The sequence below is a fragment of the Pseudomonas sp. SWRI179 genome (genome assembly GCF_014268705.1).
GTDB classification, from domain to species: domain Bacteria; phylum Pseudomonadota; class Gammaproteobacteria; order Pseudomonadales; family Pseudomonadaceae; genus Aquipseudomonas; species Aquipseudomonas zanjanensis.
The window spans coordinates 17,691-42,546 of sequence record NZ_JABWRA010000056.1 but is presented as its reverse complement, the minus strand read 5'-3'; the positions used below and the strand labels follow the sequence as shown (position 1 = coordinate 42,546).

The window sequence follows — 24,856 nt, the reverse complement described above, 5'->3', positions numbered from 1 at the left end:
CCTGATCCCATCCCGAACTCAGCAGTGAAACGATGCATCGCCGATGGTAGTGTGGGGTTTCCCCATGTGAGAGTAGGTCATCGTCAAGATTGAATTCCCAGGACCCCTGTCTGCTGATGCAGACAGGGGTTTTGTCGTTTTTGGGCCGGTAATCGGATCGAGCCTCTGATGCCCCGGCAAACCCCCAATGCCGTTGCTATGCTGTTGTAGTCGGGTTTTGGCGACCCAAAGCCCGCGACGGTCACTGGTCATGGGGATTCCAATAATGAAAAACCCTTATGCTCCCGGCTTTTGGTGTGCGACTGCGGCATTGCTGCTGCTCTCAGCCACTTATTTCTATGGTGTCATGCTCACTCACCAGATCGACAAGGCGCTCTTGTTCCTCGATAGCGCTGCGGCGTTGATTGGCGTGATATCCATTGCAATCGTGGCCTGGGCATCGCTTCAGGGCCAACGCATCAAGAAAAAACACCTCGAGCAAGGCAAGACCCTGGTGCTGATTTGGGACACCAAAGTGGCGCTGCGCCGTGTCGAAACGGTGTTTGACCGTTATTTCTGGGGCAGCTATTGGCAGCCAGGCCGCACCTTCCAGGAAGTCATGGGCGAGCTCACCGGCACCCCGCTGGAGAAAAGCCTGGAGGCTCTGAAAACCCAATGCGCAGCCTTGGACAAGCAAGTCACCCAAGAAGGCTGGCACTGGCTCAACAACGCCCGTGAATTGTGTGACGTGGCTAACGCCATGGCCCGGGAGCGCTATCAACTGGACTTTTGCGATTCACGCGCAGAGTCATCGGGGGCGGCGGTGATCAATCGCGATTTTGAAGTGCTGGTGTACACCTGGACGGCCCGACTCAAGACTTTCGATCATCAGCTCGACGAAATCGAAGTCCAATATTCGTAGACCACCTCTCAAGAAAACGTTTTTACCCCTATAAACATTGGGCCCGCAAGGGTGCCTGATGGTAATCTCCCCTCCTCTTTACGGCGTCGAGCCACACCCTTCGCGGGTCAGGGAAGACGACGGCTTTCTTCAACCATGGATATCGATCGGGTCACTCATGAATAAATCAGCAAGCGTACTTCTGGGAATCGTTGTGGCTGTCGGAGCTATCAGCGCGGGTGGCGCCTGGTACACCGGAACCAAACTCGAAGGCGTGTTGAAAAATGCTATTGCCGATAGCAATAAGCAGATGCAGACAGCCTTGTCCGGATCCAACAGCACTGCCGCCCTGGAGCTGGTTTCCATGGACCGTGGCACATTCAGCAGCACCGCCCACTACCGCCTCAAAGGCGAAGGCGAGATATTCGGCGGCGAGTCGGTCGAGCTGCTCTTCGTCGACCGGATCGAGCACGGCCCACTACCATTCTCGCGTTTGATTACGCTCAAGTGGCTGCCGGTCATGGCCACCAGTCACACCGCTCTCGAGCGCAATCCACTGACAGACAAGTGGTTCGCTGCCACCAAGGACCAGTCCCCGCTCAAAGGTGTGGTCAACCTGGGTTACGACGAGTCCATCAACGGCACCTATGAGCTGCTGCCATTGGAGACGAAGCTGGATGAGCAGTCCCAACTCACCTTCTCCGGCCTGAAGATCGACGTGGCCGCCAGCGCCCAGGGACAGAAGGTCAAGGCTGACGGCTACATGGACAGCTTCAAGTTGACCACCGTCGCCGAAGACCAGACACCAGTGCAGGTCGAGCTGAACGGCCTGACATTGGCCAGTAACCTGAGCAAAAGCACCTACGGTTACTACATGGGTGACAACACCCTGCTGATGAGCAGCACCAAGGCCACCTTTGGCGAGCCGAAGTCAGTGCTGGGCCTGAAAAACTTCGAAATGAAGAACAGCAGCAGCGAGAACGGCACCAGCGCTTCGGGGCGTGCCGATTACAAGATCGGTGAGTTGTCGTTCAACGACAAGACCATTGGTTCGGCGCAGATGGCGGTCAGCCTGAAGAACCTGGACATCCCGGCCACCATGTCGCTGATGCAGATTTACCAGACCAAGCTGCAACCCTATGAAAAAGCCGCTGCCGAGGCTGCGGCGGCCGGTGAGCCAGCGCCAGAGTTGAGCCTGACCGAAGCCGAGGAAGCCCAGGTCAAGGCCGACCTGGAAAAACTCCTGGCCGGTGCTCCGCAAGTGGCTTTGGAAAACCTGTCGTTCAACACCGCCAACGGTGAAAGCCGTGCCAGCCTGATCGTTGATCTGGCCAAGCCGCAGTCCATGGACTTGCCACCAGATGAATTGGGCCGTCAATTGCTCGCCCTGCTGGATTTCAATCTCAAGGTTTCCAAGCCGATGCTGGTGGACCTGATGACCGTGCAGGCACAGATGGAAGGCCAGACGGATGCCAAGCTGATCGCCGATCAAGCCACCGCCACCAGCGACATGTTCAGTGCGATGGCAGTGGGTACTCAGCTGGCGACCCTTGAAGGCAACGATGTGGTCACCAAGCTGCACTATGCCAACAATCAGGTCGACTTCAACGGCCAGAAAATGACCGTTGAGCAATTCACGGCATTTGTGATGAGCAAGCTGGGTGGTGGTGGCGTCGCCGTCCAGTAACGCGTTCGAGCAATACCCCAAGCCCGGCCCGTGCATGATGCATGGGCCGGGTTTTTTTATGCCCACCGATCTGCCCTGCGCCGAAATCTGTATCGATTCTGAAGAATTGTGGCGTTCCTGAATATGCCCCGTCCGAGGGTGCAAGACTAGGCCCATTAGAGCTTGGCTGGATTCCTTGATCCGGCTTCCTGTTTGATGGGCAAGGGGGCACTGCGACCCGGCTGGCCATGTAAGGATGCTGACGAATGCCGCGTACTGTGGGTCCTTTTATTCATCGTGGTTTGCGCCCGTTGTTTCGCGTCGCGCTGTGCAGCCAATTGTGCTGGCCGATGCTGGTGCTTGCCGATACCGCCTATGACCAAATGGTGCTCGATGCCCGTGCGGGCCATTACACGCCTGCGCTGACCGCGCTGCGCCAGGTGCCGGCCGACCGGGCCAGCGCCGCGCAGATCAGTGACCACCTGCAAATCGCCAGTTGGGCCGATCTCGACGCCGAGGTGGTGAACGTCTATGAGGCCCAGGGCCGTTATCGAACGCTGCCCGTCCAGGCGTTGACTGCAACGGCCCGTGCCTATCGCAACCTCAAGCGCTGGGATTCGGCGGCCGAGCTGTACCGCCAGGCCTTGGTGATCGACCCTCAGAATCCTGATTTGCAACTCGGCTTGGCCTTGACCCAGGCCGATGCAGGCCGGCCCGACGAAGCTGTCACGCGCGCCAAGGCCCTGGTGGCTGCCAAGCCGACAGATCCGATGCGTCGACTGGCCCTGGGTTATGCCTTGACCCGCGCCGACAGCCCCCACGAAGCGCTGTTTGAATACGACCAAGCCTTCACCCGCGCCGGCAACAGCCCAGAGGTGGCACGCGAATACATCTACGCCCTGCAACGCGCGCGGCTGCCGGAGCCGGCGCTGCGCTTGGCGCGTCTACAGCCGGGGTTGATCGACCGTGGCGTGCAGCGGCGCCTGGAGGGTGACGTCGCGGCCGAACGGGTGCGCCTGGCGGACATGGCCAGCCGCAGCGAACAGGAGCGCTTCGTCATTGCCGACCGCGCCCTGGCCGACTACGACAAGTTGCTCGCCACCTGGACTCCGGTAGCCGAAGCCAAAGACGACGTGCTCCGTTGGCGCATCGATCGCATGGGCGCCCTCAATGCCCGTGCCCGTCGGGCCGAAGTGATTGCCGAATATCAGAAGTTGCTCGCCGAGGCTGTGAGTATTCCTACCTATGCCCTGCGCTGGGTGGCTTCTTCCTATCTGGAGCAGCGGGAGCCGGAGATCGCCGTCGACCTGTACCGCCGGGTCCTGATCGCGCCGGATGCCGATCCTGCGGAGCGCTTTGAAGACAGCACCGCGCTCTACTACGCGCTGTTGGAAAGTGAAAAATCCGAAGAGGCCCGTGCCCTGGCCGAAGACATGGCGAAAGCCCAGCGTCCACGCGTCGAACTCAAGGGCCTGCCGATCGGTAACCCCAACGATGAATGGATGGACGCCCAGCAACTCGCTGCCCAGGCCGGCACCTACGGCGCCGACCTGCCTTCTGCCGAAGCACGCCTGGAAACCTTGGTCAATCAAGGTCCCGGGAACACGGGTATGCGCCTGGCCCAGGCCGATCTGTACCAGGCCCGTGACTGGCCGCGCCGTTCGGAAAGCCTGCTCAAGGAAGTCGAGGCGACGATCCCGCGCAACCGTGATCTGGAAGTCGCCCAGGCGCGTGCCGCCATGGATTTGCAGGAATGGCGGCAGATGGATGCGCTGACCGACGACGTGGTCGCCCGCTACCCGGAAAATGCCCACGTCAAACGCCTGCAACGCCAGCGTGAGGTCCACGACATGGCCGAGCTGCGCATCGAGGCCTATACCGGCAAGAGCTATGGCGGTGGTAGCGGTGACGCCGGTGCAGTCACTGGCAGCCGGGACTTTGGCATCGAAACGCTGCTCTACAGCCCACCCATCGATGAAGACTGGCGGTTGTTCGGCGGTGCCGGCTACGCCACTGGTGATTTCGAGGAAGGCACCGGCCATCACCGCTGGCAGCGCCTGGGTGTGGAGCGTCGCACCCGCGACATGACGCTGGAGGCCGAGGTGTCCAATCACTCTTATGGTTCCGGTGACAAGCAGGGCGCGCGCGTGGCGGTGGCTCGGGACATCGACGATCACTGGCAGTACGGCGGCAGTTTGGATTATCTCTCGGCCAATACCCCGCTGCGGGCCCTCAACAGCGGGATTCGCGCCAATGGCGGTAGCGGCTTCGTCCGGTGGCGTGCCCATGAAAGCCGCGAGTGGCGACTGGCTGTCAGCCCGTCCCATTTCAGCGACGGCAACAACCGCCTCGAAGCCCTGCTGACGGGTCGCGAGGGCATCTACAGCGCGCCGCGCCTGCAAGTGGAACTGGGCCTGGAAGTGGGCGCAAGCCGCAACAGCGGCTCCAACGAAGTGCCTTATTTCAATCCGGAATCGGATTTCAGCGTCATGCCGACCGTGAGCGCCAACCACGTGTTGTACCGCCGCTACGAAACCACGTGGAGCCAGCAATTCCAGGCCGGCGCGGGTACCTACAGCCAGCGCGACTACGGCACTGGGGCCATGGGATTGCTCAGCTACGGTCAGCGTTTCATCTGGAACGACGTACTGGAGGCCGGTGCCGCGCTGAGCTGGCTCAACCGCCCCTACGACGGCGATCGTGAAAGCGATCTGCGCCTGCTTGTCGACCTCACCTATCGCTTCTAGAAGAGTTTGAAGATGCCTGTCATTTCGCGATTCATCCTTCTGCTGGGGGCCTTGCTGATCAGCGCTTGTGCCCAGCAAGCCCCGGCCTTCGCGCCACCTTCGCAGCGTCCGCTGGCGGCCAATGACGCCCCGTGGCCGAAGAACCATGTGCTCGGCATCGCCTACCACGATGTCGACGACCGAGACCCGGACCAGGCACTGGTGGCCGTGCGCACCGAACGCTTGATCGAACAACTGGCGTGGCTGCGGGAAAACAACTACCAGCCGGTCACGGTGGATCAGATCATCACCGCCCGCAATGGTGGCCCGGAATTGCCGCCGCGTGCGGTGCTGCTCAGCTTCGACGACGGCTACTCGAGCTTCTATACCCGCGTCATGCCCATCCTGCGCGCCTATAACTGGCCGGCGATCCTCGCCCCGGTCGGCAGTTGGGTGGATACGCCGCTGAACCAAACGGTGGATTTCGCCGGGGTGCCGCGCAAGCGTTCCGAGTTCCTGACCTGGGAGCAGATTCGCGAGGTGTCCAAATCGGGCCTGGTGGAAATCGCCGCCCATACCGACGCCAATCACAAGGGCATCCTCGCCAACCCGCAAGGTAACCAGCAACCCGCCGCGACCACCCGGCGCTACGACCCCGCCACCGGTCGTTATGAGACCGAGGCCGATTTCCAGGCCCGCCTGCGCAAGGACGTGGCGGCCATATCCGAGAAGATCCGCAAGGTCGCCGGCTACAGCCCGCGCGTCTGGGTCTGGCCTTACGGTGAAGCCGACGGCACGGCGTTGCAGGTGATTGGCAGCGAGGGTTATCAAATGGCCCTGACCTTGGAGGACGGCCTCGACAGCCTGGATAACCTGATGAGCGGCCCACGCTTCCTGGTGGCGTCCGATCCCGATGGCGCTCATTTCGCCGAAAGCATCGTGTCCGTGCAGACGATGGACCCGATGCGCGTGGTGCATGTCGACCTGGATTACGTCTATGACGCGGACCCGGTGCAGCAGGAAGCCAACGTCGGCAAGCTGGTCCAGCGCATTTCCGACCTGGGCGCCAATACCGTATTTCTCCAAGCCTTCGCCGATCCGAAAGGCGACGGCCTCGTGCATTCGTTGTACTTCCCCAACCGTCACCTGCCGGTACGCGCTGACCTGTTTGACCGGGTTGCCTGGCAGTTGCGTACCCGGGCCAATGCCAACGTTTATGCCTGGATGCCGGTGCTCAGTTTCGCCCTGGACGCGAAACTGCCACGGGTCCAGCGCTGGGACCCGGAAACCGGCAAGATCGGCGTCGCCCCGGACCAATACGTGCGCCTGTCGCCATTTGATCCGAAGGTGCGCCAGGTCATCGGCGAAATTTACCAGGACCTGGCGCGGATGAGTTCGTTGGATGGCGTTCTGTACCATGACGACGCGGTGTTCTCCGATTTCGAGGATGCCAGCCCCGCGGCCCTGAAAGTCTATGCCGCCCACGGCTTGCCGACGTCCATCGCCGCCCTGCGGGACGATCCTGCGGCGATGCAGCGCTGGACCCGCTTCAAGAGCCGCTACCTGATCGACTTCACCCATGAGCTGACCGCCAAGGTGCGGGCGATTCGCGGCCCGCAGATCCTGACGGCGCGCAACATCTTTGCCGAACCGATGCTCAATCCGGAAAGCGAAGCCTGGTTCGCCCAAAACCTCGACGACTTCCTCGGCGCCTACGACTGGACGGCACCGATGGCCATGCCACTGATGGAAAAGCAGACCCCCGAACAATCCGGCCCCTGGCTCGAGCGCCTGGTGGACACCGTCAAGGCTCGTCCCGGCGCGCTCAAGCGCACGGTGTTCGAATTGCAGGCCCGTGACTGGCATAGCAAGCCGGCCAGCGACATCGACGGCAAACAACTGGCCGACTGGATGGGACGTCTCAAGCGCAAAGGCGTGACCAGTTTCGGCTACTACCCGGACAACTTCATCGAAGACCAGCCGGCGGTGAAAACCGTGCGGCCGGCGCTCTCCAACAAGTGGAATCCTTGACATGCTCGACAGACTGCTCGCCCTGCTGGTGCTGGCGATCGTCCTTGGGGTGCCCCTGGGCCTGATCTTCCTGGTCACCGGGCAATTCCTGATGGACTTCGTGTTCTTTTACCCGCTGTTCATGTCCGGGCTGTGGATCGCCGGCGGCCTGTATTTCTGGCTGCACTGGGAGCGCCACTGGCCTTGGAAGGACGACACCTTGCCACCGGCCCTGGCAGGCGAGCCGCTGATCAGCATCCTGATCCCGTGCTTCAACGAAGGCGACAACGTCGCCGACACCATTCACGCGGCGCTGGGCCAGCATTATCCGAACATCGAAGTCATCGCCATCAACGACGGCTCCAAAGACAACACCGCCCAGATGCTCGATCAATTGGCGGCCGAAGACCCGCGCCTGCGCGTCCTGCACCTGGCGGACAACCAGGGCAAGGCCGTGGCCCTGCGCATGGGGGCCATCGCGGCGCGCAGCGAATACCTGGTGTGCATCGACGGTGATGCGCTGCTGGCGCCGAACACTTGTGCCTACCTGGTGGCGCCGATGCTGGACAACGCCCGCCTCGGCGCGGTGACGGGCAACCCGCGCATCCGTACCCGTTCAACGTTGATCGGTCGGGTCCAGGTCGGTGAGTTTTCCTCGATCATCGGCCTGATCAAGCGCACCCAGCGGGTCTTCGGGCGAATCTTCACCGTGTCCGGCGTGATCGTCGCGTTCCGTCGCACGGCCCTGCACCGGGTGGGCTACTGGAGCCCGGACATGATCACCGAAGACATCGACATCAGTTGGAAGCTGCAGTTGGATCACTGGAGCATCTTTTACGAGCCCCGTGCGCTGTGCTGGATTCTCATGCCTGAAACCCTGCGCGGCCTTTGGCGGCAACGGCTGCGCTGGGCCCAGGGCGGCGCCGAGGTGCTGTTCAAGAACATCCGTGGCATCTGGCAATACCGCCACCGCTACCTGTGGCCGTTGCTGTTCGAATACTGTCTGTCCACCGGTTGGGCGTTCACCTTCCTGCTGTCGGTGATCTTCTGGGGCGCCGGTAAATTCGTCGAGATGCCAGCCGCCATTGCCGTGGATCACCTGATGCCGCCGGCGTTCACCGGCCTGTTGCTGGCGGTGGTGTGCCTGCTGCAATTCGCGGTGAGCATCCTGATCGACCGGCGCTACGAAAAAGGCCTGTGGCACATCATGTTCTGGGTGGTCTGGTACCCGTTGGTGTTCTGGCTGATCAGCCTGTTCACCACCCTGGTGAGCTTTCCCAAAGTGCTGTTCGGGCAGCATCAGAAGCGTGCGCGCTGGATCAGTCCGGATCGCGGCATCAAACCGTTCGACGATCAGGAAGAGGAAGTGATCCGATGAAAATTATCAGGACCCGGCAACGGCCTTTTCTGGTGGTCATCGATGCGTTTTTCACCGTGCTGGCGTGGGTGGGGCTTTTGTATTTGCTGGTCAATGGGCTATGGCCGCTGCTCGACAGCCAGGCAGGTCCGCGCCTGGGCGGGTCGCTGTTCGACACCCTGGCTACCTTGCAGGTCTATGGTTGGATTGCGTTGGTCAACGCGGTGCTGTTGATTACCTGGGCCCGTTATCAACAGCGCAAAAGCCGCAGCTTCGCCCAGCGTCGACTGCCGGTGCCGGCGGTGGATGACCAAGGCTTGAGCGCCAGTTTCAAGTTGACCGACGAGCGTCTGGACACCTTGCGCCAGCCTGGCTCGAAGATCATCCACAACAACCAGGAAGGCGACATCAGCCACGTCGTGCCGCATTTCCATCTGCTCAGTCCGGAGTTGCAACCTCCGCCCCTGGCGCCGTTGGAGCGGCCACGGGTGATTCACTTACCGGCGGATCAGTCCGTACATTGATGCAAGCTGTGCCGACGCTTTCGCGAGCAGGCTCGCTCCCACAGGGGCTTGGGGTTGTGGCGGATAGTTCGGTCCACACAGAACAAAACTGTGGGAGCGGGCTTGCTCGCGAATGCTGCGTGTCAGTCAATATTGATGCCGGCTGACACACCGCTTTCGCGAGCAAGCCCGCCCCCACGGGGGATTTGGGGCTAGGACGAAAAATCCCGGATCAGCCGCCACGCCTCGTCCACCGGCAACGGTTGTTTCATGCGCTGGGCCAGCGCCGCCATCGCCCGGCCTTCATCGCAGGCCACGGCGGCGGCGACTAGGCCGTTCTTGCCCAGCACGGCGATAAAGGGCGGATGCTCGGGCGTACCCTTGAATTCCACTTCGTCCCAATGCTCGGCGTGACCGAGGTAGTCGTAGCGTTTGCCAAAGTGATACGTCCAGAAAAACGGCACGTCCAGATAGTGCTCGTCGCCCCCGAGCATATTTGCGGCGGCGATGCGCGCCTGTTGCTGGGCCAGGCGCCAATGTTCGATGCGCACAGGCGCGCCGTTCAGGGGGAAGGTCGCGATATCACCCACGGCCCATACGCCATCCGCCACACGCATGCCCGCGTCAACCGACAGCGACTCGTCCTGTTCCCGTGGCAGCTGTGCAAACGGCTCGGTGGCCGGGCGCACGCCGACGCCGATGACCACCAGGTCCGCGGCAAAACGCTGGCCGTTATCCAGCACCACGGCTTCGACCTTGTGCGAGCCCTCGATCCGCGCCGCTTCGCCGTCGGTGTGGTACACCACGCCGTTGGCCCGATGCCGGGCAAGGATGGCCTGGCCGACGCTTTCCCCCAACTGCGCGGCGAACGGCACCGGGTGCCGGGCCAGGACAGTGACGCTCAGCTCGCGCTTGCGCAGGGACGAAGCGACTTCCAGGGCAATGAAACTGTCGCCGATGACCACCGTCCGTTGCCCTGGCCGGACCGCGTCGAGAATCTGGCGGGCGTGGGCGATGGAACGCAGCACGAAGACTTGCGGCAAATCGATGCCAGGCAACGCTAGCGTCTTCGGCTCCCCGCCCGTGGCGATGAGCGCGGCGTCGTAGTCCAGGCGCCGGCCATCGGCGAGGTGGATTTGCCGGGCACCAGGGTCCAAATGGGTGGCCTCGCCATGGAGCCTTTCGATGCGTTGCTGGGTGAAGTAAGTTTCATCGCGCAGCGGCGCCGTCTCGTTGACCGCCATGTCGCCGGCCAACACATATTTGCTCAGCACCGTGCGGTCGTAGCCGGCTTCGGCTTCGCGGTCGATCATCAGGATGCGTCCGCCAAAGCCCCTCTCCCGCAACGCCGCCGCGCAAGCCGTGCCGGCCGCACCGGCACCGATAATGACGAACGTGCGCGCGTCATCGGCCGGCGGGACTTTATCGGCCGGCAGTGGCTGGTCATCGACCCAGACGTCACCGTCCCGCACCTCGACGTGATAGCGCGTCAGGCTGTCGAGGGCCGGCGGCTCGCACAGGGCGCCGTCTTCAGCCCGGAACGCCGCCTTGTGCCATGGGCATATCAGCCGTCCATGACACACCGCGCCCTTCGCCAGAGGGGCGCCGGCATGGGGGCATTTGCCTTGGAAGGCGCGCACCTGATCGCCTGCACGCAGCAGCAGGATAGGGGTGTCGTTGATCTTGACTTCGAGGCCGCGGTCTTCGCGAACGTCGGCAAAACGGGCGACTTGATGCAGAGACATGATCGTTCTCCGGCTGGCGTTTCCCGTTGGAGTCGCAGGGCCGGAACGAGGTTCAGCGCAATTGTCACTGCACCCTTGGCGAAGCTGCGGCTATAGTTCGCAAGCCGTCCATGGCCTGACACGCACAAGGTGCCCCGGTATGACCCGATTGAAGATTCTCACCCCTTGGCTGGCGGCCGTCGCCCTGGTGCTGTGCGCACAAGGGGCTGCCCAGGCCGAGGAGCGTTTTACCCTCAGTATTCCCGGCGTGTCGGACGACCGTCTCTTCACTGCCGCGCAGGCCAGTGACGCCAACACCTGCGGTGGCAAGAACATTTCCCCGGCGCTGAGCTGGAACGCCGGCCCGCCAGGCACCCTCAGCTACGCCATCGTCATGTTGGACCCGGACGGCCAACGGGGCCAGGGTGTCGACCACTGGATCCACTACGGCATCAAGGCCTCCACGCGGCAGATTCCGACGGGCGCCGGAACCAAGTCCTCGTTGGAAGGCATGAGCGGTATCAACAGCAAGAACACCCACGGCTACATCGGCCCATGCCCGCCTATCGGCGACAGCGCTCACCATTACCTGATCCAGCTCTTCGCCCTCGACCTGCCGCCGGAAGCCTTGCCCGCCGGCCTCACACGGGCCCAACTGATGGAAAAAATCAAAGGTCACGTCCTGCGCAACAGTAGCGTCGTGCGCCGCTACCACCGCTAGACAACGCAACTCCCCGTGGCGAGGGAGCTTGCTCCCGCTGGGCTGCAAAGCAGCCCCCATGACGCTGGCCCAGACACAACATTGGCATCACGCGCCAAAAGCGAGCACTATCGAGCCCCTGTTCACTCATGCCGGAGGATGGCGATGACGCAGAAACCCGACGGCATCGCCCGCCTCTTGAACTGCCCCACCAAGGGCGACGAAATACGCCGGGCCATTGCCCAGAGCCGCAAGGATTTCCTGCCTGTCGACGAGGCCGAAGACGCCGAGCCAGGCCAGCCACCGGTTGAACCGGTGGACAATGATCGCGACGACTGAGCCGTCGCCTCTTTCAACCGACTTGTTCAAATCTGCCTATGACTGCTGCCACTGTTCTAACCGGTGATCGATTCAGCCGCTCCGATTACAAAACCCTGGGCCTGGCCGCCTTGGGCGGCGCGCTGGAAATCTACGATTTCATCATCTTCGTCTTTTTCGCCCTGACCCTCAGCCAGTTGTTCTTCCCGCCGGAAATGCCCGATTGGCTGCGCTTGCTGCAAAGCTTCGGGATTTTCGCCACCGGTTACCTGGCCCGACCCCTGGGCGGCATCCTCATGGCGCACTTTGCCGATCGCCTGGGGCGCAAGCGCGTGTTCAGCCTGAGCATCCTGATGATGGCCTTGCCGTGCCTGCTCATCGGGGTGATGCCGACCTACGCGCAAATCGGTTATTTCGCTCCGTTGCTGTTGCTGGCGCTGCGTATTTTGCAGGGCGCGGCGGTGGGCGGCGAGGTGCCCAGCGCCTGGGTGTTCGTGGCCGAACATGCGCCGTTGCATCATCGCGGCTATGCCCTGGGTTTCCTCCAGGCCGGCCTGACCTTCGGCTACTTGCTGGGTGCCTTGACCGCAACGGCGCTGGCGCGGATCTACACGCCGGCGGAGATTCTCGATTACGCCTGGCGTCTGCCGTTCCTGCTGGGGGGCGTCTTCGGGGTGATCGGCGTCTGGTTGCGCCGTTGGTTGAGCGAAACGCCGATCTTCGTGGCCCTGCAAGCCAATCGCGAAGGCGCTGCGGAACTGCCGTTGCGCACGGTCCTGCGCGACCACCGCCAGGCCTTGCTGCCCGCCGCCATCCTGACCTGCGTGCTGACCTCGGCCGTGGTGGTGTTCGTGGTCATCACCCCGACCGTGATGCAAAAAAGCTTCGGCATGACCCCCAGCCACACCTTCGCCCTGAGCAGCCTGGGCATCGTCTTCCTGAACATCGGCTGCGTCCTCGCCGGCCTGATCGTCGACCGCATCGGCGCCTGGCGCACCGTCATGCTCTACAGCCTGCTGCTGCCCCTGGGCATCGCCGTGCTCTACGCCAGCCTGATCAGCGGCAGCGCCTGGCTGGGCCTGGCCTACGCCGTGGCCGGCCTGGGCTGTGGCGTGGTCGGCGCGGTGCCATCGGTGATGGTCAGCCTGTTTCCGCCGAAGATCCGCGTGTCCGGCATCTCGCTCACGTACAACATCGCCTATGCCCTGTGGGCGAGCATGACCCCGTTGATGCTGATCGCCCTGGTGCCGTGGAGCCCGTGGGTGTGCGTGGGGTATTGCGTGGTGATGGGCGCGGTGGGCGTGGCTGCGGCGGCGTATTTTCCCGGGCGGCATGGCAAGGCAGCGCAGCAGTCATTGGCGTGTGAAGCCTAATCGGGATTTTCAATCGGACCGCACTCTGCAAGACCAGACAACTTGAGCGCGCGTTCAAACCCCGTAGAATGCAGCCGCCATTCACGCCGCTACCCCTCAAGGACGAATTCAAACATGCGAGTATTTAGCCTCTTCCTGGCCCTCTGCCTTATGGCAGGCTGCGCTTCCAAGCCCGATTACTACATTTCCCCTGCGCCGGTGGCGATCCCCGAGACCGCCACCTATTGGATCGACACGTTCAACGTTGAAGTCGTCGGCAAAAACGAACGCTTCCTGCCTGACGAAAAAGTTCGCGACAAGTTGCACACCGACCTGATCGTCCGCCTGCTCGACGGCAATCGTTATGCCTCCAGCAAGGAAACCGCGGACTATCTGTTGGATATCAATGCCGTCTATGCGCGCCGTATTCAAGATACCCAAGGTGGCTTCATGAGCAATATCGTTGCCGACGGTACGTATCTGGCCAGTGTCGATTTCAATTATCAGGTCAAGGTGAAGAAGGCCGGTGTCGAGGTGTTGCACTTTGCCCAGGCCCGCCAGGGGCTGATGCCGGGAGGGGCGGTCGGCCAACTTGAGGCCATGAGAGGCATTGCGGGCGCCCTGACGAACAGGGGCAACTCCGATGTCGAAGACTATTACACCGGTCATTTGAGCGGATTCATCGACGACGACCTGCGGGGCATTCCGTCCCGCTAGCAATGCCTGCGTAGCGGGCACCGGGCTGGCCACGTTCAAGGTGGCCAGCCCCGTCTTTGCAGCGTTGGAAAAAATATTTCTTGGTCGTTAACCCGAACCGCGTGTGCCCTGCGTCTGACGCTGTGAACGGATCATTCATTCACGAGGTTCAGCCCATGTCCCGTCCACTTCTTTTTATGCGTCCTGCTGCCCAAGGTTTCGCCGTGACTTTGCTGGTGGCGTTGGCCGGTTGTGGGTTGTCTTCCTCCCGGGAGACGGCCATTCCATCCGAACCGGTGTCCGTGGCGCCCAGCGTCGTACCGCAAGGCGAGATCGCCGAAGTGCGTCAGTCGACGGTCAAGCGCATGCTCATGAAGCCGGCAGCGATGCCGGCCCCCAGCGTAGCGAGCGATGCCATCGCTGCGGGTTATCGCGCCGAGCCGCGTGAACAGTACGAAAAGCTCCCGGACAACCCGATCCACAGCGTGGCCGAAACGCCGGTCTCGACCTTCAGCGTGGATGTCGATACCGGCAGCTATGCCAATGTGCGACGTCTGCTCAACCAAGGCAGCCTGCCACCCGAAGGGGCGGTGCGGCTGGAGGAAATGGTCAATTATTTTCCGTACAGCTACGCCCTGCCCACCGACGGTTCACCCTTTGGCGTGACCACCGAAGTGGCCCCGTCACCGTGGAACCCCCACACCCGCTTGCTGCGCATCGGCATCAAGGCCAGCGACCGCGCCGTGGCGGACCTGGCGCCGGCCAACCTGGTCTTCCTGGTGGACGTTTCCGGCTCCATGGACCGTCGCGAAGGCCTGCCGCTGGTCAAGAGCACGCTGAAACTGCTGGTGGACCAATTGCGCGACCAGGACCGAGTGTCGCTGGTGGTTTATGCCGGTGAATCCCGGGTGGTGCTCAAGCCCACGTCGGGTCGCGACAAGGCGACAATCCGCAACGCCATCGATCAACTCGACGCCGGTGGTTCCACGGCGGGCGCTTCGGGTATCGAGCTGGCCTATCAGATGGCGCGGGAGAGCTTCATCGACAAAGGCATCAACCGCATCCTGCTGGCCACCGATGGCGACTTCAACGTCGGGGTCAGTGATTTCGACAGCCTCAAGCAGATGGCGGTGGACCAGCGCAAAAGCGGGGTATCCCTGACGACGCTGGGCTTCGGTGTGGATAACTACAACGAACACCTGATGGAGCAATTGGCCGACGCCGGTGATGGTAACTACGCCTACATCGACAACCTGCTCGAAGCGCGCAAGGTCCTGGTGGACCAACTCAGTTCCACCCTGGCGGTGGTGGCGCGGGACGTGAAGTTGCAGGTGGAATTCAACCCCGCCCAGGTCAGCGAATATCGCCTGTTGGGCTATGAGAATCGTGCATTGAAGCGTGAGGACTTCAACAATGACAAGGTCGACGCGGGCGAGATCGGCGCCGGGCATACGGTGACGGCCTTGTATGAAATCGTTCCGAAGGGCGCGCCGGGCTGGTTGGAGCCGCTGCGCTATGGCAGTACCCCTAAGTCGGAGGGCACCTTGGGTGAGTTGGCCATGTTGCGCGTACGCTACAAGCCGGCGGAGGGCGGCAGCAGCCGATTGATCGAGCATCCCATCGCCAGCGTACAGAACGACCGCAAGCCCAGCGATGACCTGCGCTTCTCCGCCGCCGTGGCGGCCTTCGCCCAACAGCTCAAGGGCGATGGGCGCTACACTGGGACGATGACCTTGAAGGACACCGCGCAATTGGCGCGCTCGGCCCGCGGTGACGATCCGTTCGGGCTGCGTGGCGAGTTTGTGCAGTTGGTGGAGCTGGCCCAGAGCCTTGAGCCTGCGGCCAAGCGCTGATCCCGAGCGCAACGCGGATCAAATGTGGGAGCTGGCTTGCCTGCGAAGGCGGGGTGTCAGGCACAGAAGTTTCGCCTGGCGCGCCGCCTTCGCGGGCAAGCCCGGCTCCCACAAGGTCCTCTGCAATTGGCAAGACCGTGTTCTACATCGAAAGGAGTTCGCCCCCCACATGCCCGCTGCGCTTGATCCTCCCAGCGACGAATCGCTGCTGGCCCGCTACCGCAATGGCGACGGGGCTTCTTTCGAAGCGTTGTACGCCCGCCATCGACAAGGGCTTTACCGCTTTCTCGTGTCCTTGAGCAACAAAGCCGAACTGGCCGAGGAAGTGTTCCAGGACACCTGGCTCAGCCTGATCCGCAGCACCACCCAGCCACAAGGCCGGGCGAGTTTTCGCACATGGCTGTTCCAGATCGCCCGCAACCGCTTGATCGACCACTGGCGCAAACACGGCGTCCATAACCCGTTGCACGACAGCTACGACGAGCAACTGCACGTCCAGCCCGACGACACCAGCGGCCCCGAGCAACAGCTGAGCCTGAGTCGCGACCAGGCGCGTCTCGATGCCGCGTTGCAGGCCTTGCCCGAGGACCAGCGCGAAGTCTTCCTGCTGCGCCTGCACGGCGACCTGGAGCTGCCACAGATTGCCGCCCTGACCGGTGCCCCGCTGGAAACGGTCAAGAGCCGCTTGCGTTACGCCCAGCAGAAACTGCAGCGACTGCTGGCCGAGGAGGTACCCGCATGATCGACCCCAAACACACCCCGGACCTCGACGACGAAAGGCTTGTCGAGCATTACCGCCAACACGCCAGCGGCGAGCCGCCGGCCTCCCTGGACGCCTTCATTCTCGCCACCGCCCGTCGCGAAGCCCCCGCGCCTGCGCCCAGCCTGTGGCAACGCTGGCTGCAGATGTGCCAACAGCCGCGCTGGCAGATGGCATTCGCCACGGTCGCCGGCGTGGCGCTGATGATCGGCCTGGTGGTGCGCACCCCAGCGCCCCACGACGAGCTGGCGGCATCCGCGCCGATGGAGTTTTCCGCCGATCGGCAAGCGCCCGCCGTTGCCGCTGCACCGCCGCCGGCCATGCCCGCCCCCGCACCGATCACCCGCATGGCGCCCCAGGGCGAACTGGCCCGAGCACCGATAAGCCCCGTGCAATCGTTGGCGGAAAAGCCCGCGGCGAAGATGAGCAAATCCGCGCCGGCTGCGTTGCCGTCGCTGGAGCAAGGCTTGATGGAAATCCTGCGTTTGCGGCAGGCGGGGGATACCAAGGCCGCAGATGAAAAACTGCTGGCGCTGCACAAACGTTTTCCCAAGGAAGACTTGCCGGCGCGGTTGGAGGCGTTGCGCAAGCGTTGAAGTTGGCAACGTCCGTGGCGAGGGAGCTTGCTCCCGCTGGGCTGCGCAGCAGCTCCAAAACCATTCAACAGGGGAGCATCAGGAAACGGCTGTCAGGTTTTTACGACTGCTGCGCAGCCGAGCGGGAGCAAGCTCCCTCGCCACAAGGCAGCAAAAACAAGAAAACCCGCACAAGGCGGGTTTTTGGAGAGACTCGTAGACTGTCCGGGACAGGTCTAGCTTTTTCGATATGGTGCACCAGGCGGGATTCGAACCCACGACCCCTGCCTTCGGAGGGCAGTACTCTATCCAGCTGAGCTACTGGTGCAGCGCGGGCGCCATGATACTCATATGCGTGGCGGGCGTCCATGCTACTGAATCGCCTGCGTTTTCGTGCGGCTCGGCGGCTGTTGGCTACGCTGATCAGAAAAAACGGGCAAATGAGGCTTTTTCGTTCTTTTTTTCGAACAGGCTATTGTCCTTCACCCCTATCGGCCCTAGGATTCGTTTGAGATTTCAAACGCTCTTGTCTGGGTGCTGAACCGCACGTCTGTGCTTATGTGCGTTATTTCTGTGCTTCAGCCCGGTGAATGATTTCCCTGACGGCAGCCCCCGAGGCGCCTTTCTACAACTCTAATTCGCTCCGCGTGCGCGCGGTGCTGTTAAGGAAAGCCGACATGCAGCTTAAAGACACCCAGTTGTTCCGCCAGCAAGCCTTTATCGATGGCGCTTGGGTCGATGCGGACAATGGTCAGACGATCAAGGTCACCAACCCGGCGACGGGCGAAGTACTGGGCACTGTGCCGAAGATGGGCGCCGCCGAAACCCGTCGTGCGATCGAAGCCGCCGACAAGGCGCTGCCGGCCTGGCGTGCGTTGACTGCCAAGGAGCGCGCCAACAAGCTGCGCCGCTGGTATGAATTGCTGATTGAAAACCAGGACGACCTCGGTCGCCTGATGACCCTCGAACAAGGCAAGCCGCTGGCCGAAGCCAAGGGCGAAATCGTCTATGCCGCCTCGTTCATCGAATGGTTCGCGGAAGAAGCCAAGCGCATCTACGGTGACGTGATTCCCGGCCACCAGCCCGACAAGCGCCTGATCGTGATCAAGCAGCCAATCGGCGTGACCGCAGCCATTACCCCGTGGAACTTCCCGGCCGCGATGATCACCCGCAAGGCTGGCCCGGCCCTGGCTGCCGGTTGCACCATGGTCATCAAGCCGGCTTCGCAAACGCCGTTCTCGGCACTGGCCCTGGTGGAACTGGCGCACCGTGCCGGCATTCCGCAAGGCGTGCTGAGCGTGGTCACCGGCAGCGCCGGCGACATCGGCGGCGAGCTGACCAGCAACCCGATCGTGCGCAAGCTGTCCTTCACCGGTTCGACCGAGATCGGTCGCCAACTGATGGCCGAATGTGCCAAGGACATCAAGAAAGTTTCCCTGGAACTGGGCGGCAACGCGCCGTTCATCGTGTTCGACGACGCGGACCTGGATAAGGCCGTCGAAGGCGCGATCATTTCCAAATACCGCAACAACGGCCAGACCTGCGTTTGCGCCAACCGCCTGTACATCCAGGATTCGGTGTACGACGCGTTCGCTGAAAAACTCAAGGTGGCGGTGGCCAAGCTCAAGATCGGCAACGGCCTGGACGATGGCACCACCACCGGTCCGTTGATTGATGGCAAAGCGGTCGCCAAGGTGCAGGAACACATCGCCGATGCCGTCAGCAAAGGCGCGACCGTGCTGTCGGGCGGCAAGGCGATGGAAGGCAACTTCTTCGAGCCGACCATCCTGACCAACGTACCGAAAAACGCCGCCGTGGCGAAGGAAGAAACCTTCGGCCCGCTGGCGCCGTTGTTCCGCTTCAAAGACGAAGCCGAAGTGATCGCGATGTCCAACGACACCGAGTTCGGCCTGGCCTCGTACTTCTATGCTCGCGACCTGGGCCGTGTGTTCCGTGTGGCCGAGGCCCTGGAATATGGCATGGTCGGCGTCAATACCGGGTTGATTTCCAACGAAGTCGCGCCGTTCGGCGGCATCAAGGCTTCGGGTCTGGGCCGTGAAGGCTCCAAATACGGCATCGAGGATTACCTGGAAATCAAATACCTCTGCCTGGGTATCTGATCTGCTTCAAGCGCAAAGGGCACGAGAGCGCTGTCCCTTTGCGCGTTTCACCCGTTCTGTTTCTTGTGGCCGGAACGTTGCGGCAGTCGATCATCGCATGCTGTCGCAGTCGCCTCCCCGCCATGTACGCCTTGAGCTACGCCGACCGATGAGCGGCGAATGAGGACTGTAATGAGCAAGACTAACGCTGACTTGATGGCCCGCCGTACCGCCGCTGTTCCCCGTGGCGTCGGCCAGATTCACCCGATCTTTGCCGAATCGGCGAAGAACGCCACGGTGACCGACGTTGAAGGTCGTGAGTTCATCGACTTCGCCGGCGGTATCGCCGTGCTGAACACCGGCCACGTGCACCCGAAAATCATCGCCGCCGTGACCGCACAGCTGAACAAGCTGACCCACACCTGCTTCCAGGTCCTGGCCTATGAGCCGTACGTGGAACTGTGCGAGAAAATCAACGCCAAGGTCCCAGGTGATTTCGCCAAGAAAACCTTGCTCGTGACTACCGGTTCGGAAGCGGTGGAAAACGCCGTGAAAATCGCCCGTGCCGCCACTGGCCGTGCCGGTGTGATCGCGTTCACCGGCGCGTACCACGGTCGTACCATGATGACCCTGGGCCTGACCGGTAAAGTCGTGCCGTACTCGGCCGGCATGGGCCTGATGCCCGGTGGCATCTTCCGCGCCCTGTACCCGAACGAACTGCACGGCGTGAGCATCGACGATTCCATCGCCAGCATCGAGCGCATTTTCAAGAACGACGCCGAGCCCCGTGATATCGCCGCCATCATCATCGAGCCGGTCCAGGGCGAGGGTGGTTTCTATGTGGCGCCGAAAGCATTCATGCAGCGCCTGCGCGCCTTGTGCGACCAGCACGGCATCCTGCTGATCGCTGACGAAGTGCAGACCGGTGCCGGCCGTACCGGCACGTTCTTCGCCATGGAACAGATGGGCGTTGCCGCCGACCTGACCACCTTCGCCAAATCCATCGCCGGCGGCTTCCCGTTGGCCGGTGTGTGCGGCAAGGCCGAGTACATGGACGCCATCGCACCGGGTGGCCTGGGCGGCACCTATGCCGGTAGCCCGATCGCCTGTGCGGCGGCGCTGGCGGTAATGGACGTGTTCGAAGAAGAACACCTGCTGGACCGTTGCAAGGCCGTGGGCGAGCGCCTGGTGACTGGCCTCAAGGCGATCCAGAAGAAGTACCCGGTCATCGGTGAAGTGCGTGCCCTGGGCGCGATGATCGCCGTGGAACTGTTCGAAAACGGCGACACCCACAAACCGAACGCCGCGGCTGTGGCCCAGGTGGTGGCCAAGGCCCGTGACAAGGGCCTGATCCTGCTGTCCTGCGGCACCTACGGCAACGTCCTGCGGGTGCTGGTGCCGCTGACCTCGCCGGACGAGCAATTGGACAAGGGCCTGGCGATTATCGAAGAGTGCTTCTCCGAACTCTGAGTTTGTGCGCTGACCCACAAAAAACCCGCTTCGGCGGGTTTTTTCATATCCGGCATCCGCTCCCTGGCGTTTCGAGCTGTCTGGAACGGCGGTTATTGTCTAAGGTGCATGTATTGCAAGGGAGCGATGCGGCATGACTGCTGTGGATTTACCCGCTGTACCGCGTGTGCTGATCGCCGAGGCCGATCCGGCGTCCAGGGAGTTGCTTGAACAGGTGTTGTCAGGTGTGCGCTGTGATGCCCGGATAGACACGTGCGGCGAAGGGCGGCAGGCCCTTGAGCTGTTGGCCCATAATCCTTACGACCTGGTGATCGCCGATTGGGAGCTGCCAGGTGTCGATGGCCTGAGCATTCTGCGTGGCTTGCGCCAACAGCATCGTACGCCGGCGTTGCCGTTCATCCTTGTGAGCCAGCGTAACGACAGCGCCAGCGTGCGCGAGGTCTTGCCGCTGGCGCCGACGGCCTATCTGACCAAGCCCTTGAACCGGGAGAGCCTGGCCCAACGTTTGCTGGGGCTGCTTCTGAGTGGTGAAGACACTTCCAACGCCGCGCCGATTCCAGGGCCGGGACTGACTTTGCCCACCTTTCTGGAGCGTCGGCGTGACCTGTCCGAAGGCGCGCCCTTGATGACCGATGTGCAAGTGGCGATCAAGCGCAGCCTCAACCCCGGCGGCCTGGATCTGAAACTGCTCGAAGAAGAACTGCGCACCGACCCGCAGATCACCGCGGTGCTGATCGCTGCGGCCAACAGCGCTGCCCAGCATCAGGGCGGCGGTCCGGTGCAGACCGTGGCCCAGGCGCTGCACCAGCTCGGCACCGGGCAAAGCATGAACCTGATCCTCGGCCTGACCCTCAAGCGTTGCGCCCGGCTCAGCGTTCCGTGCCTGGCGGACTATGCCGAGCGTTACTGGGAGCTGTCGCTGCACACCGCCGAGTACGCCCGGACGATGGCCCGCTTGCTGGACCTGGAGCAGGAGCGCTGTTACTGCGCCGGGTTATTGCATCGCCTGGGTGACCTGGCGTTATTGCGCTGCCTGGAGGAATGGAAGCAGGCCGGTGGCGAGCTGGATGAGCCGGAGGAAGTCGGCGACTCGCTGGAAAAATTCGGCGCCAGTTTCGGCTCGGCATTGCGTGCCCGCTGGCGTTTGCCGCTGGAGCTCAGAGAGCTGATCGCGGCGGTCTACGGCCTGGGTGGCGGGGTATATTCCCGTGAAGCCTTGGTGATGAACATGGCGGCGCAGATGGCGCATCTGCCCGCCCATGAAGGCCTTGAAGAACTGGCCCGTGGCCGCACGGCGCGGTTGCTGAAGATCGGCTTGCCGGAATTGATGCGGTTGCGCCGCAAGTAGCCCCACCACCTGACCCTGTGGGAGCGAGCCTGCTCGCGATGGCGCCAGTCCAGACAACCCAGAACCCGTGGCGAGGGAGCTTGCTCCCGCTGGCCTGCGCAGCAGGCCCCCAGCATGCTGACAGGCAGAACGCGTTGTTCGATTTTACGACTGCTGCGCAGCCGAGCGGGAGCAAGCTCCCTCGCCACAGGGTCTGTGGCATGGCTGGATTCAATTGAGCTGCGATTGGCGTCAAGCCGCGATGATGCGGTTCTTCCCCTTGCGCTTGGCCTCGTACATGGCCGCGTCGGCGCGGGCGAACAGGCTGTCGAGGGACTGGTCCTCGGGAGTAATGGCGGTGAGCCCCTGGCTGACGGTAATGCCGAAGGTCTGCTCGCCGCAGCGGAACATCAGCCGCTGGATTTCCCGTTGCAAGCGCTCGGCTACTTGCAAGGCCATGTCGGGGGGGCAGCCGGGGAACACTGCCGCGAACTCTTCGCCACCGATGCGCCCGAACAGGTCACCGCGCCGCAGCACGGATCGGCCGCTTTCGGCGATCTTCTGCAACACGGTATCGCCTTCCTGATGGCCGTAGGTGTCGTTGATTACCTTGAAGTCATCGATGTCCAGCAACAGGAACGCCATGGGCGTCCCTTGTAGCCGCGCCTGCTCGAATTCACGGTTGGCGCATTCGAAGAAATGCCGGCGATTGCTGCTCTGGGTCAGCACATCGGTGGTCGCCAGTCGCTGCAGTTCACTTTCCAGCAGCTTCTTTTCAGTGATGTCTTCGGCGATGCCGACCACGATCACGGGTTGCCCGGGCTCGGCCTGACGGTTGATGAAGCACTTGTCGCTCAGCCAGCGCACCTGGCCGTCGCCGGCGATGATGCGGTATTCACGGTCTTCGACGGCGCCCTTGACCAGCACCTCGGCCAGGCTGCGTTCGGCGTACTCCAGGTCGTCGGGGTAAATTGCGTCGCGCCATTCGTTGTAGTCCGCCAGGACCAGGCCGGCGGGACGGCCGAAGATGCGCTCGTAGGCGGGGCTGACATACAGCACTTGCCGGGTTTCCCAGTTGAACGCCCAAAGCACGGCATTGACGCTGACCAGCAGCGAGCTGAACAGCTGCTCGCGCTCGCTCAGTCGCGCCACTTCACCCTGGGCATGCATCAGCGCCATGAGCGTCTGGGCCGCCTCGGGCCAATGAGGTAGGGAGTAATCCTGCAGGTTCTTGTCGACCATCGGCACAAATCTCAAAGAGCGTGCACTGCTGTGGGTTCGCACGCACTTTTCTCCAAAGCCCGCCTGGATGGCGAAGTGCTCTTTGAGATAGGGGATTTGGGACGAAGTTCCTTTTCAGGCGACGAAGGGCGGGGGATTTAGCGAGTCAGATACCACGTGTTGAACCTGTGGCGAGGGAGCTTGCTCCCGCTGGGCTGCGGAGCAGCCCCAAGACGGTCAATTCAATTGATCTGATGCACCGAGCCAGCGGGTTTCAGGGCTGCTGCGCAGCCCAGCGGGAGCAAGCTCCCTCGCCACAAGAAGCCCTTTCCACATGGCGTTGTCGGGTCAGGCCGTGGCAGGCCGTAGCGAGTAGGTCTTGAGCTGATCGGCAAAGTCGCGCAGGGACTGGATGCCGCTGGCCTCGGCTTCACTGACCCATTCCTTGATGGCAGCGAGCATGTCGTGGCCGTTGCTGCTGGTCTTGACCCAGATCTGCTGCAAGGCCAGGCGTTTCTCGTAGATCACCTTCAGCGCCTGGCTGTGTTCGAGCATGTTCTGGATGCGCACATGGTGACGGTCGTCCAGCAGGCTGGTCTCCCGCGACAGCAGGCGTTTGGCGCGGTGGAACTGATGACGCACCGAGTGATCGACCTTCTCCAGTTCCTGCTTGACCAGCGGCGCAATGACCAGCCGGCGGTACTGCGCCATGATCTGGAAGCGGTTGTTGAGAATCGCCATGGCCGTGTCCATGTCCAGGTGGCCCTTGCCTTCGACCCGGTGGGCGATCGGCGCAACGCGCTGGACCTTGGCCAGGCGCAGGAAACTGAACACCTTGATCCAGGCCCAGCCCAAATCGAATTCCCACTTGCGCACCGACAGCTTGGCCGAGTTGGGGTAGGTGTGGTGGTTGTTGTGCAGTTCTTCACCGCCAATCAGGATGCCCCAGGGCACCAGGTTGGTCGCCGCGTCGCGGCATTCGAAGTTGCGATAGCCCACGGCATGGCCCAGGCCATTGACCACGCCGGCGGCCCAGACGGGGATCCACATCATCTGGATGGCCCAGATGGTGATACCGATGGTGCCGAACAGCAGCAGGTCGATGACGCCCATGATCGCCACGCCCAACAGCGGGAAGCGGCTGTAGAGGTTGCGCTCGATCCAGTCGTCGGGGCAGTTCTTGCCGTAGATGCGCAGGGTTTCGGGATTTTCCGCCTCGGCGCGGTACAGCTCGGCGCCTTTGCGCAACACCGTGGACAAGCCCTTGATGACCGGGCTGTGGGGGTCATCCTCGGTTTCGCATTTGGCGTGGTGCTTGCGGTGGATGGCGGTCCACTCGCGGGTGTTCTGCGCCGTGGTCAACCACAGCCAGAAGCGGAAGAAATGTTTGAGACCGGCGTTGAGCTCCAGGGAGCGATGCGCCGAATAACGGTGCAGGTAGACCGTGACGGCAATGATTGTGACGTGGGTCATCAGCAGGGTGACTGCCACCAGTGACCAGGCCGACAAGCCAAGAAAACCTTCGTACCACATAGGCTGTAGGGCCCTCGATAAAGATAGAAACCGCCGTTGCATTATCACCAGCCCCACAGATAAAACCAGTCGGCCTTTCAGATAAG

Annotated in this window: 19 protein-coding genes, 1 tRNA gene and 1 rRNA gene; 17 read left to right on the top strand and 4 right to left on the bottom strand. The window is 62.4% G+C overall.

What is annotated here, in order from left to right:
• The 7 genes from rrf to pgaD all read left to right on the top strand — a co-directional run.
• Positions 1 to 89: ribosomal RNA gene (gene rrf, locus HU767_RS24475) — 5S ribosomal RNA — on the top strand; the annotation flags it as partial.
• A 176-nt stretch (positions 90 to 265) separates the two neighbouring features.
• Positions 266 to 901: an NADH:ubiquinone oxidoreductase subunit N gene (locus HU767_RS24470; RefSeq protein WP_186710838.1), complete on the top strand. Its 636-nt coding sequence runs from the start codon at positions 266 to 268 to the stop codon at positions 899 to 901.
• A 157-nt stretch (positions 902 to 1,058) separates the two neighbouring features.
• A complete protein-coding gene (locus tag HU767_RS24465) occupies positions 1,059 to 2,567 on the top strand; it encodes a YdgA family protein (RefSeq protein WP_186710840.1) in 1,509 nt (502 codons plus the stop codon).
• Between the two features lie 245 nt (positions 2,568 to 2,812).
• Entirely contained in the window at positions 2,813 to 5,293 is a 2,481-nt protein-coding gene (gene pgaA / locus HU767_RS24460) for a poly-beta-1,6 N-acetyl-D-glucosamine export porin PgaA (RefSeq protein ID WP_186730678.1), read from the top strand.
• Positions 5,294 to 5,305: 12 nt separating this feature from the next.
• Entirely contained in the window at positions 5,306 to 7,303 is a 1,998-nt protein-coding gene (gene pgaB, locus HU767_RS24455) for a poly-beta-1,6-N-acetyl-D-glucosamine N-deacetylase PgaB (RefSeq protein ID WP_186730677.1), read from the top strand.
• 1 nt (position 7,304) lies between these two features.
• Positions 7,305 to 8,660, top strand: coding sequence for a poly-beta-1,6-N-acetyl-D-glucosamine synthase (gene pgaC, locus HU767_RS24450; RefSeq protein WP_186730676.1), 1,356 nt, complete (start codon positions 7,305 to 7,307; stop codon positions 8,658 to 8,660).
• A complete protein-coding gene (gene pgaD / locus HU767_RS24445; RefSeq protein ID WP_186710847.1) occupies positions 8,657 to 9,163 on the top strand; it encodes a poly-beta-1,6-N-acetyl-D-glucosamine biosynthesis protein PgaD in 507 nt (168 codons plus the stop codon). The genes pgaC and pgaD overlap by 4 nt, the downstream gene beginning before the upstream one ends.
• Positions 9,164 to 9,354: 191 nt before the next feature.
• Here pgaD and HU767_RS24440 read toward each other — a convergent pair whose 3' ends face one another.
• Positions 9,355 to 10,887, bottom strand: coding sequence for an FAD-dependent oxidoreductase (locus tag HU767_RS24440; RefSeq protein ID WP_186730675.1), 1,533 nt, complete (start codon positions 10,885 to 10,887; stop codon positions 9,355 to 9,357).
• A gap of 139 nt (positions 10,888 to 11,026) precedes the next feature.
• Here HU767_RS24440 and HU767_RS24435 point away from each other — a divergent pair, with 139 nt between their 5' ends.
• From HU767_RS24435 to HU767_RS24405, 7 genes are all read left to right on the top strand, one after another.
• Positions 11,027 to 11,587: a YbhB/YbcL family Raf kinase inhibitor-like protein gene (locus HU767_RS24435; RefSeq protein WP_186730674.1), complete on the top strand. Its 561-nt coding sequence runs from the start codon at positions 11,027 to 11,029 to the stop codon at positions 11,585 to 11,587.
• 144 nt (positions 11,588 to 11,731) lie between these two features.
• Positions 11,732 to 11,905: a hypothetical protein gene (locus HU767_RS24430; RefSeq protein ID WP_186709969.1), complete on the top strand. Its 174-nt coding sequence runs from the start codon at positions 11,732 to 11,734 to the stop codon at positions 11,903 to 11,905.
• 38 nt (positions 11,906 to 11,943) lie between these two features.
• Positions 11,944 to 13,257: an MFS transporter gene (locus tag HU767_RS24425; RefSeq protein ID WP_186709970.1), complete on the top strand. Its 1,314-nt coding sequence runs from the start codon at positions 11,944 to 11,946 to the stop codon at positions 13,255 to 13,257.
• Positions 13,258 to 13,371: 114 nt separating this feature from the next.
• Entirely contained in the window at positions 13,372 to 13,953 is a 582-nt protein-coding gene (locus HU767_RS24420; RefSeq protein ID WP_186709972.1) for a hypothetical protein, read from the top strand.
• A 155-nt stretch (positions 13,954 to 14,108) separates the two neighbouring features.
• Positions 14,109 to 15,785, top strand: a complete 1,677-nt coding sequence (locus HU767_RS24415) for a VWA domain-containing protein (protein ID WP_186730673.1) — start codon at positions 14,109 to 14,111, stop codon at positions 15,783 to 15,785.
• Positions 15,786 to 15,954: 169 nt separating this feature from the next.
• Complete coding sequence (locus tag HU767_RS24410) at positions 15,955 to 16,527, top strand: RNA polymerase sigma factor (RefSeq protein ID WP_186709975.1); 573 nt, start codon at positions 15,955 to 15,957, stop codon at positions 16,525 to 16,527.
• Complete coding sequence (locus HU767_RS24405) at positions 16,524 to 17,141, top strand: hypothetical protein (protein ID WP_186730672.1); 618 nt, start codon at positions 16,524 to 16,526, stop codon at positions 17,139 to 17,141. The genes HU767_RS24410 and HU767_RS24405 overlap by 4 nt, the downstream gene beginning before the upstream one ends.
• A 230-nt stretch (positions 17,142 to 17,371) precedes the next feature.
• Here the strand turns inward: HU767_RS24405 and HU767_RS24400 are convergent.
• A tRNA-Arg gene (locus tag HU767_RS24400) sits at positions 17,372 to 17,448 on the bottom strand.
• Between the two features lie 349 nt (positions 17,449 to 17,797).
• On the opposite strand from HU767_RS24400, the gene gabD reads away from it, so the two are divergent.
• The 3 genes from gabD to HU767_RS24385 all read left to right on the top strand — a co-directional run bounded on the left by gabD (position 17,798) and on the right by HU767_RS24385 (position 22,037).
• Positions 17,798 to 19,240, top strand: a complete 1,443-nt coding sequence (gene gabD / locus HU767_RS24395) for an NADP-dependent succinate-semialdehyde dehydrogenase (RefSeq protein WP_003196484.1) — start codon at positions 17,798 to 17,800, stop codon at positions 19,238 to 19,240.
• Between the two features lie 171 nt (positions 19,241 to 19,411).
• A complete protein-coding gene (gabT, locus tag HU767_RS24390) occupies positions 19,412 to 20,689 on the top strand; it encodes a 4-aminobutyrate--2-oxoglutarate transaminase (RefSeq protein WP_092204970.1) in 1,278 nt (425 codons plus the stop codon).
• A 133-nt stretch (positions 20,690 to 20,822) separates the two neighbouring features.
• On the top strand, positions 20,823 to 22,037 hold the full coding sequence (locus HU767_RS24385) for an HDOD domain-containing protein (protein ID WP_186709978.1): 1,215 nt from the start codon (positions 20,823 to 20,825) through the stop codon (positions 22,035 to 22,037).
• A 231-nt stretch (positions 22,038 to 22,268) separates the two neighbouring features.
• Here the strand turns inward: HU767_RS24385 and HU767_RS24380 are convergent, their stop codons facing one another.
• Complete coding sequence (locus tag HU767_RS24380; protein ID WP_186709979.1) at positions 22,269 to 23,258, bottom strand: sensor domain-containing diguanylate cyclase; 990 nt, start codon at positions 23,256 to 23,258, stop codon at positions 22,269 to 22,271.
• 327 nt (positions 23,259 to 23,585) lie between these two features.
• Positions 23,586 to 24,770, bottom strand: a complete 1,185-nt coding sequence (desA, locus tag HU767_RS24375) for a delta-9 fatty acid desaturase DesA (RefSeq protein WP_186709980.1) — start codon at positions 24,768 to 24,770, stop codon at positions 23,586 to 23,588.
• Between the last annotated feature and the right edge of the window lie 86 nt (positions 24,771 to 24,856).

Bases quoted from the DNA above. Each gene is read 5' to 3' on its own strand.
- pgaB (WP_186730677.1), top strand. From the start codon at position 5,306: ATGCCTGTCATTTCGCGATTCATCCTTCTGCTGGGGGCCTTGCTGATC.
- HU767_RS24435 (WP_186730674.1), top strand. From the start codon at position 11,027: ATGACCCGATTGAAGATTCTCACCCCTTGGCTGGCGGCCGTCGCCCTG.
- HU767_RS24410 (WP_186709975.1), top strand. From the start codon at position 15,955: ATGCCCGCTGCGCTTGATCCTCCCAGCGACGAATCGCTGCTGGCCCGC.
- HU767_RS24380 (WP_186709979.1), bottom strand. From the start codon at position 23,258: ATGGTCGACAAGAACCTGCAGGATTACTCCCTACCTCATTGGCCCGAG.
- HU767_RS24415 (WP_186730673.1), top strand. From the start codon at position 14,109: ATGTCCCGTCCACTTCTTTTTATGCGTCCTGCTGCCCAAGGTTTCGCC.
- gabT (WP_092204970.1), top strand. From the start codon at position 19,412: ATGAGCAAGACTAACGCTGACTTGATGGCCCGCCGTACCGCCGCTGTT.
- pgaA (WP_186730678.1), top strand. From the start codon at position 2,813: ATGCCGCGTACTGTGGGTCCTTTTATTCATCGTGGTTTGCGCCCGTTG.
- HU767_RS24470 (WP_186710838.1), top strand. From the start codon at position 266: ATGAAAAACCCTTATGCTCCCGGCTTTTGGTGTGCGACTGCGGCATTG.
- pgaC (WP_186730676.1), top strand. From the start codon at position 7,305: ATGCTCGACAGACTGCTCGCCCTGCTGGTGCTGGCGATCGTCCTTGGG.
- HU767_RS24385 (WP_186709978.1), top strand. From the start codon at position 20,823: ATGACTGCTGTGGATTTACCCGCTGTACCGCGTGTGCTGATCGCCGAG.
- pgaD (WP_186710847.1), top strand. From the start codon at position 8,657: ATGAAAATTATCAGGACCCGGCAACGGCCTTTTCTGGTGGTCATCGAT.
- HU767_RS24440 (WP_186730675.1), bottom strand. From the start codon at position 10,887: ATGTCTCTGCATCAAGTCGCCCGTTTTGCCGACGTTCGCGAAGACCGC.
- HU767_RS24465 (WP_186710840.1), top strand. From the start codon at position 1,059: ATGAATAAATCAGCAAGCGTACTTCTGGGAATCGTTGTGGCTGTCGGA.
- gabD (WP_003196484.1), top strand. From the start codon at position 17,798: ATGCAGCTTAAAGACACCCAGTTGTTCCGCCAGCAAGCCTTTATCGAT.
- HU767_RS24425 (WP_186709970.1), top strand. From the start codon at position 11,944: ATGACTGCTGCCACTGTTCTAACCGGTGATCGATTCAGCCGCTCCGAT.
- HU767_RS24420 (WP_186709972.1), top strand. From the start codon at position 13,372: ATGCGAGTATTTAGCCTCTTCCTGGCCCTCTGCCTTATGGCAGGCTGC.
- desA (WP_186709980.1), bottom strand. From the start codon at position 24,770: ATGTGGTACGAAGGTTTTCTTGGCTTGTCGGCCTGGTCACTGGTGGCA.
- HU767_RS24430 (WP_186709969.1), top strand. From the start codon at position 11,732: ATGACGCAGAAACCCGACGGCATCGCCCGCCTCTTGAACTGCCCCACC.
- HU767_RS24405 (WP_186730672.1), top strand. From the start codon at position 16,524: ATGATCGACCCCAAACACACCCCGGACCTCGACGACGAAAGGCTTGTC.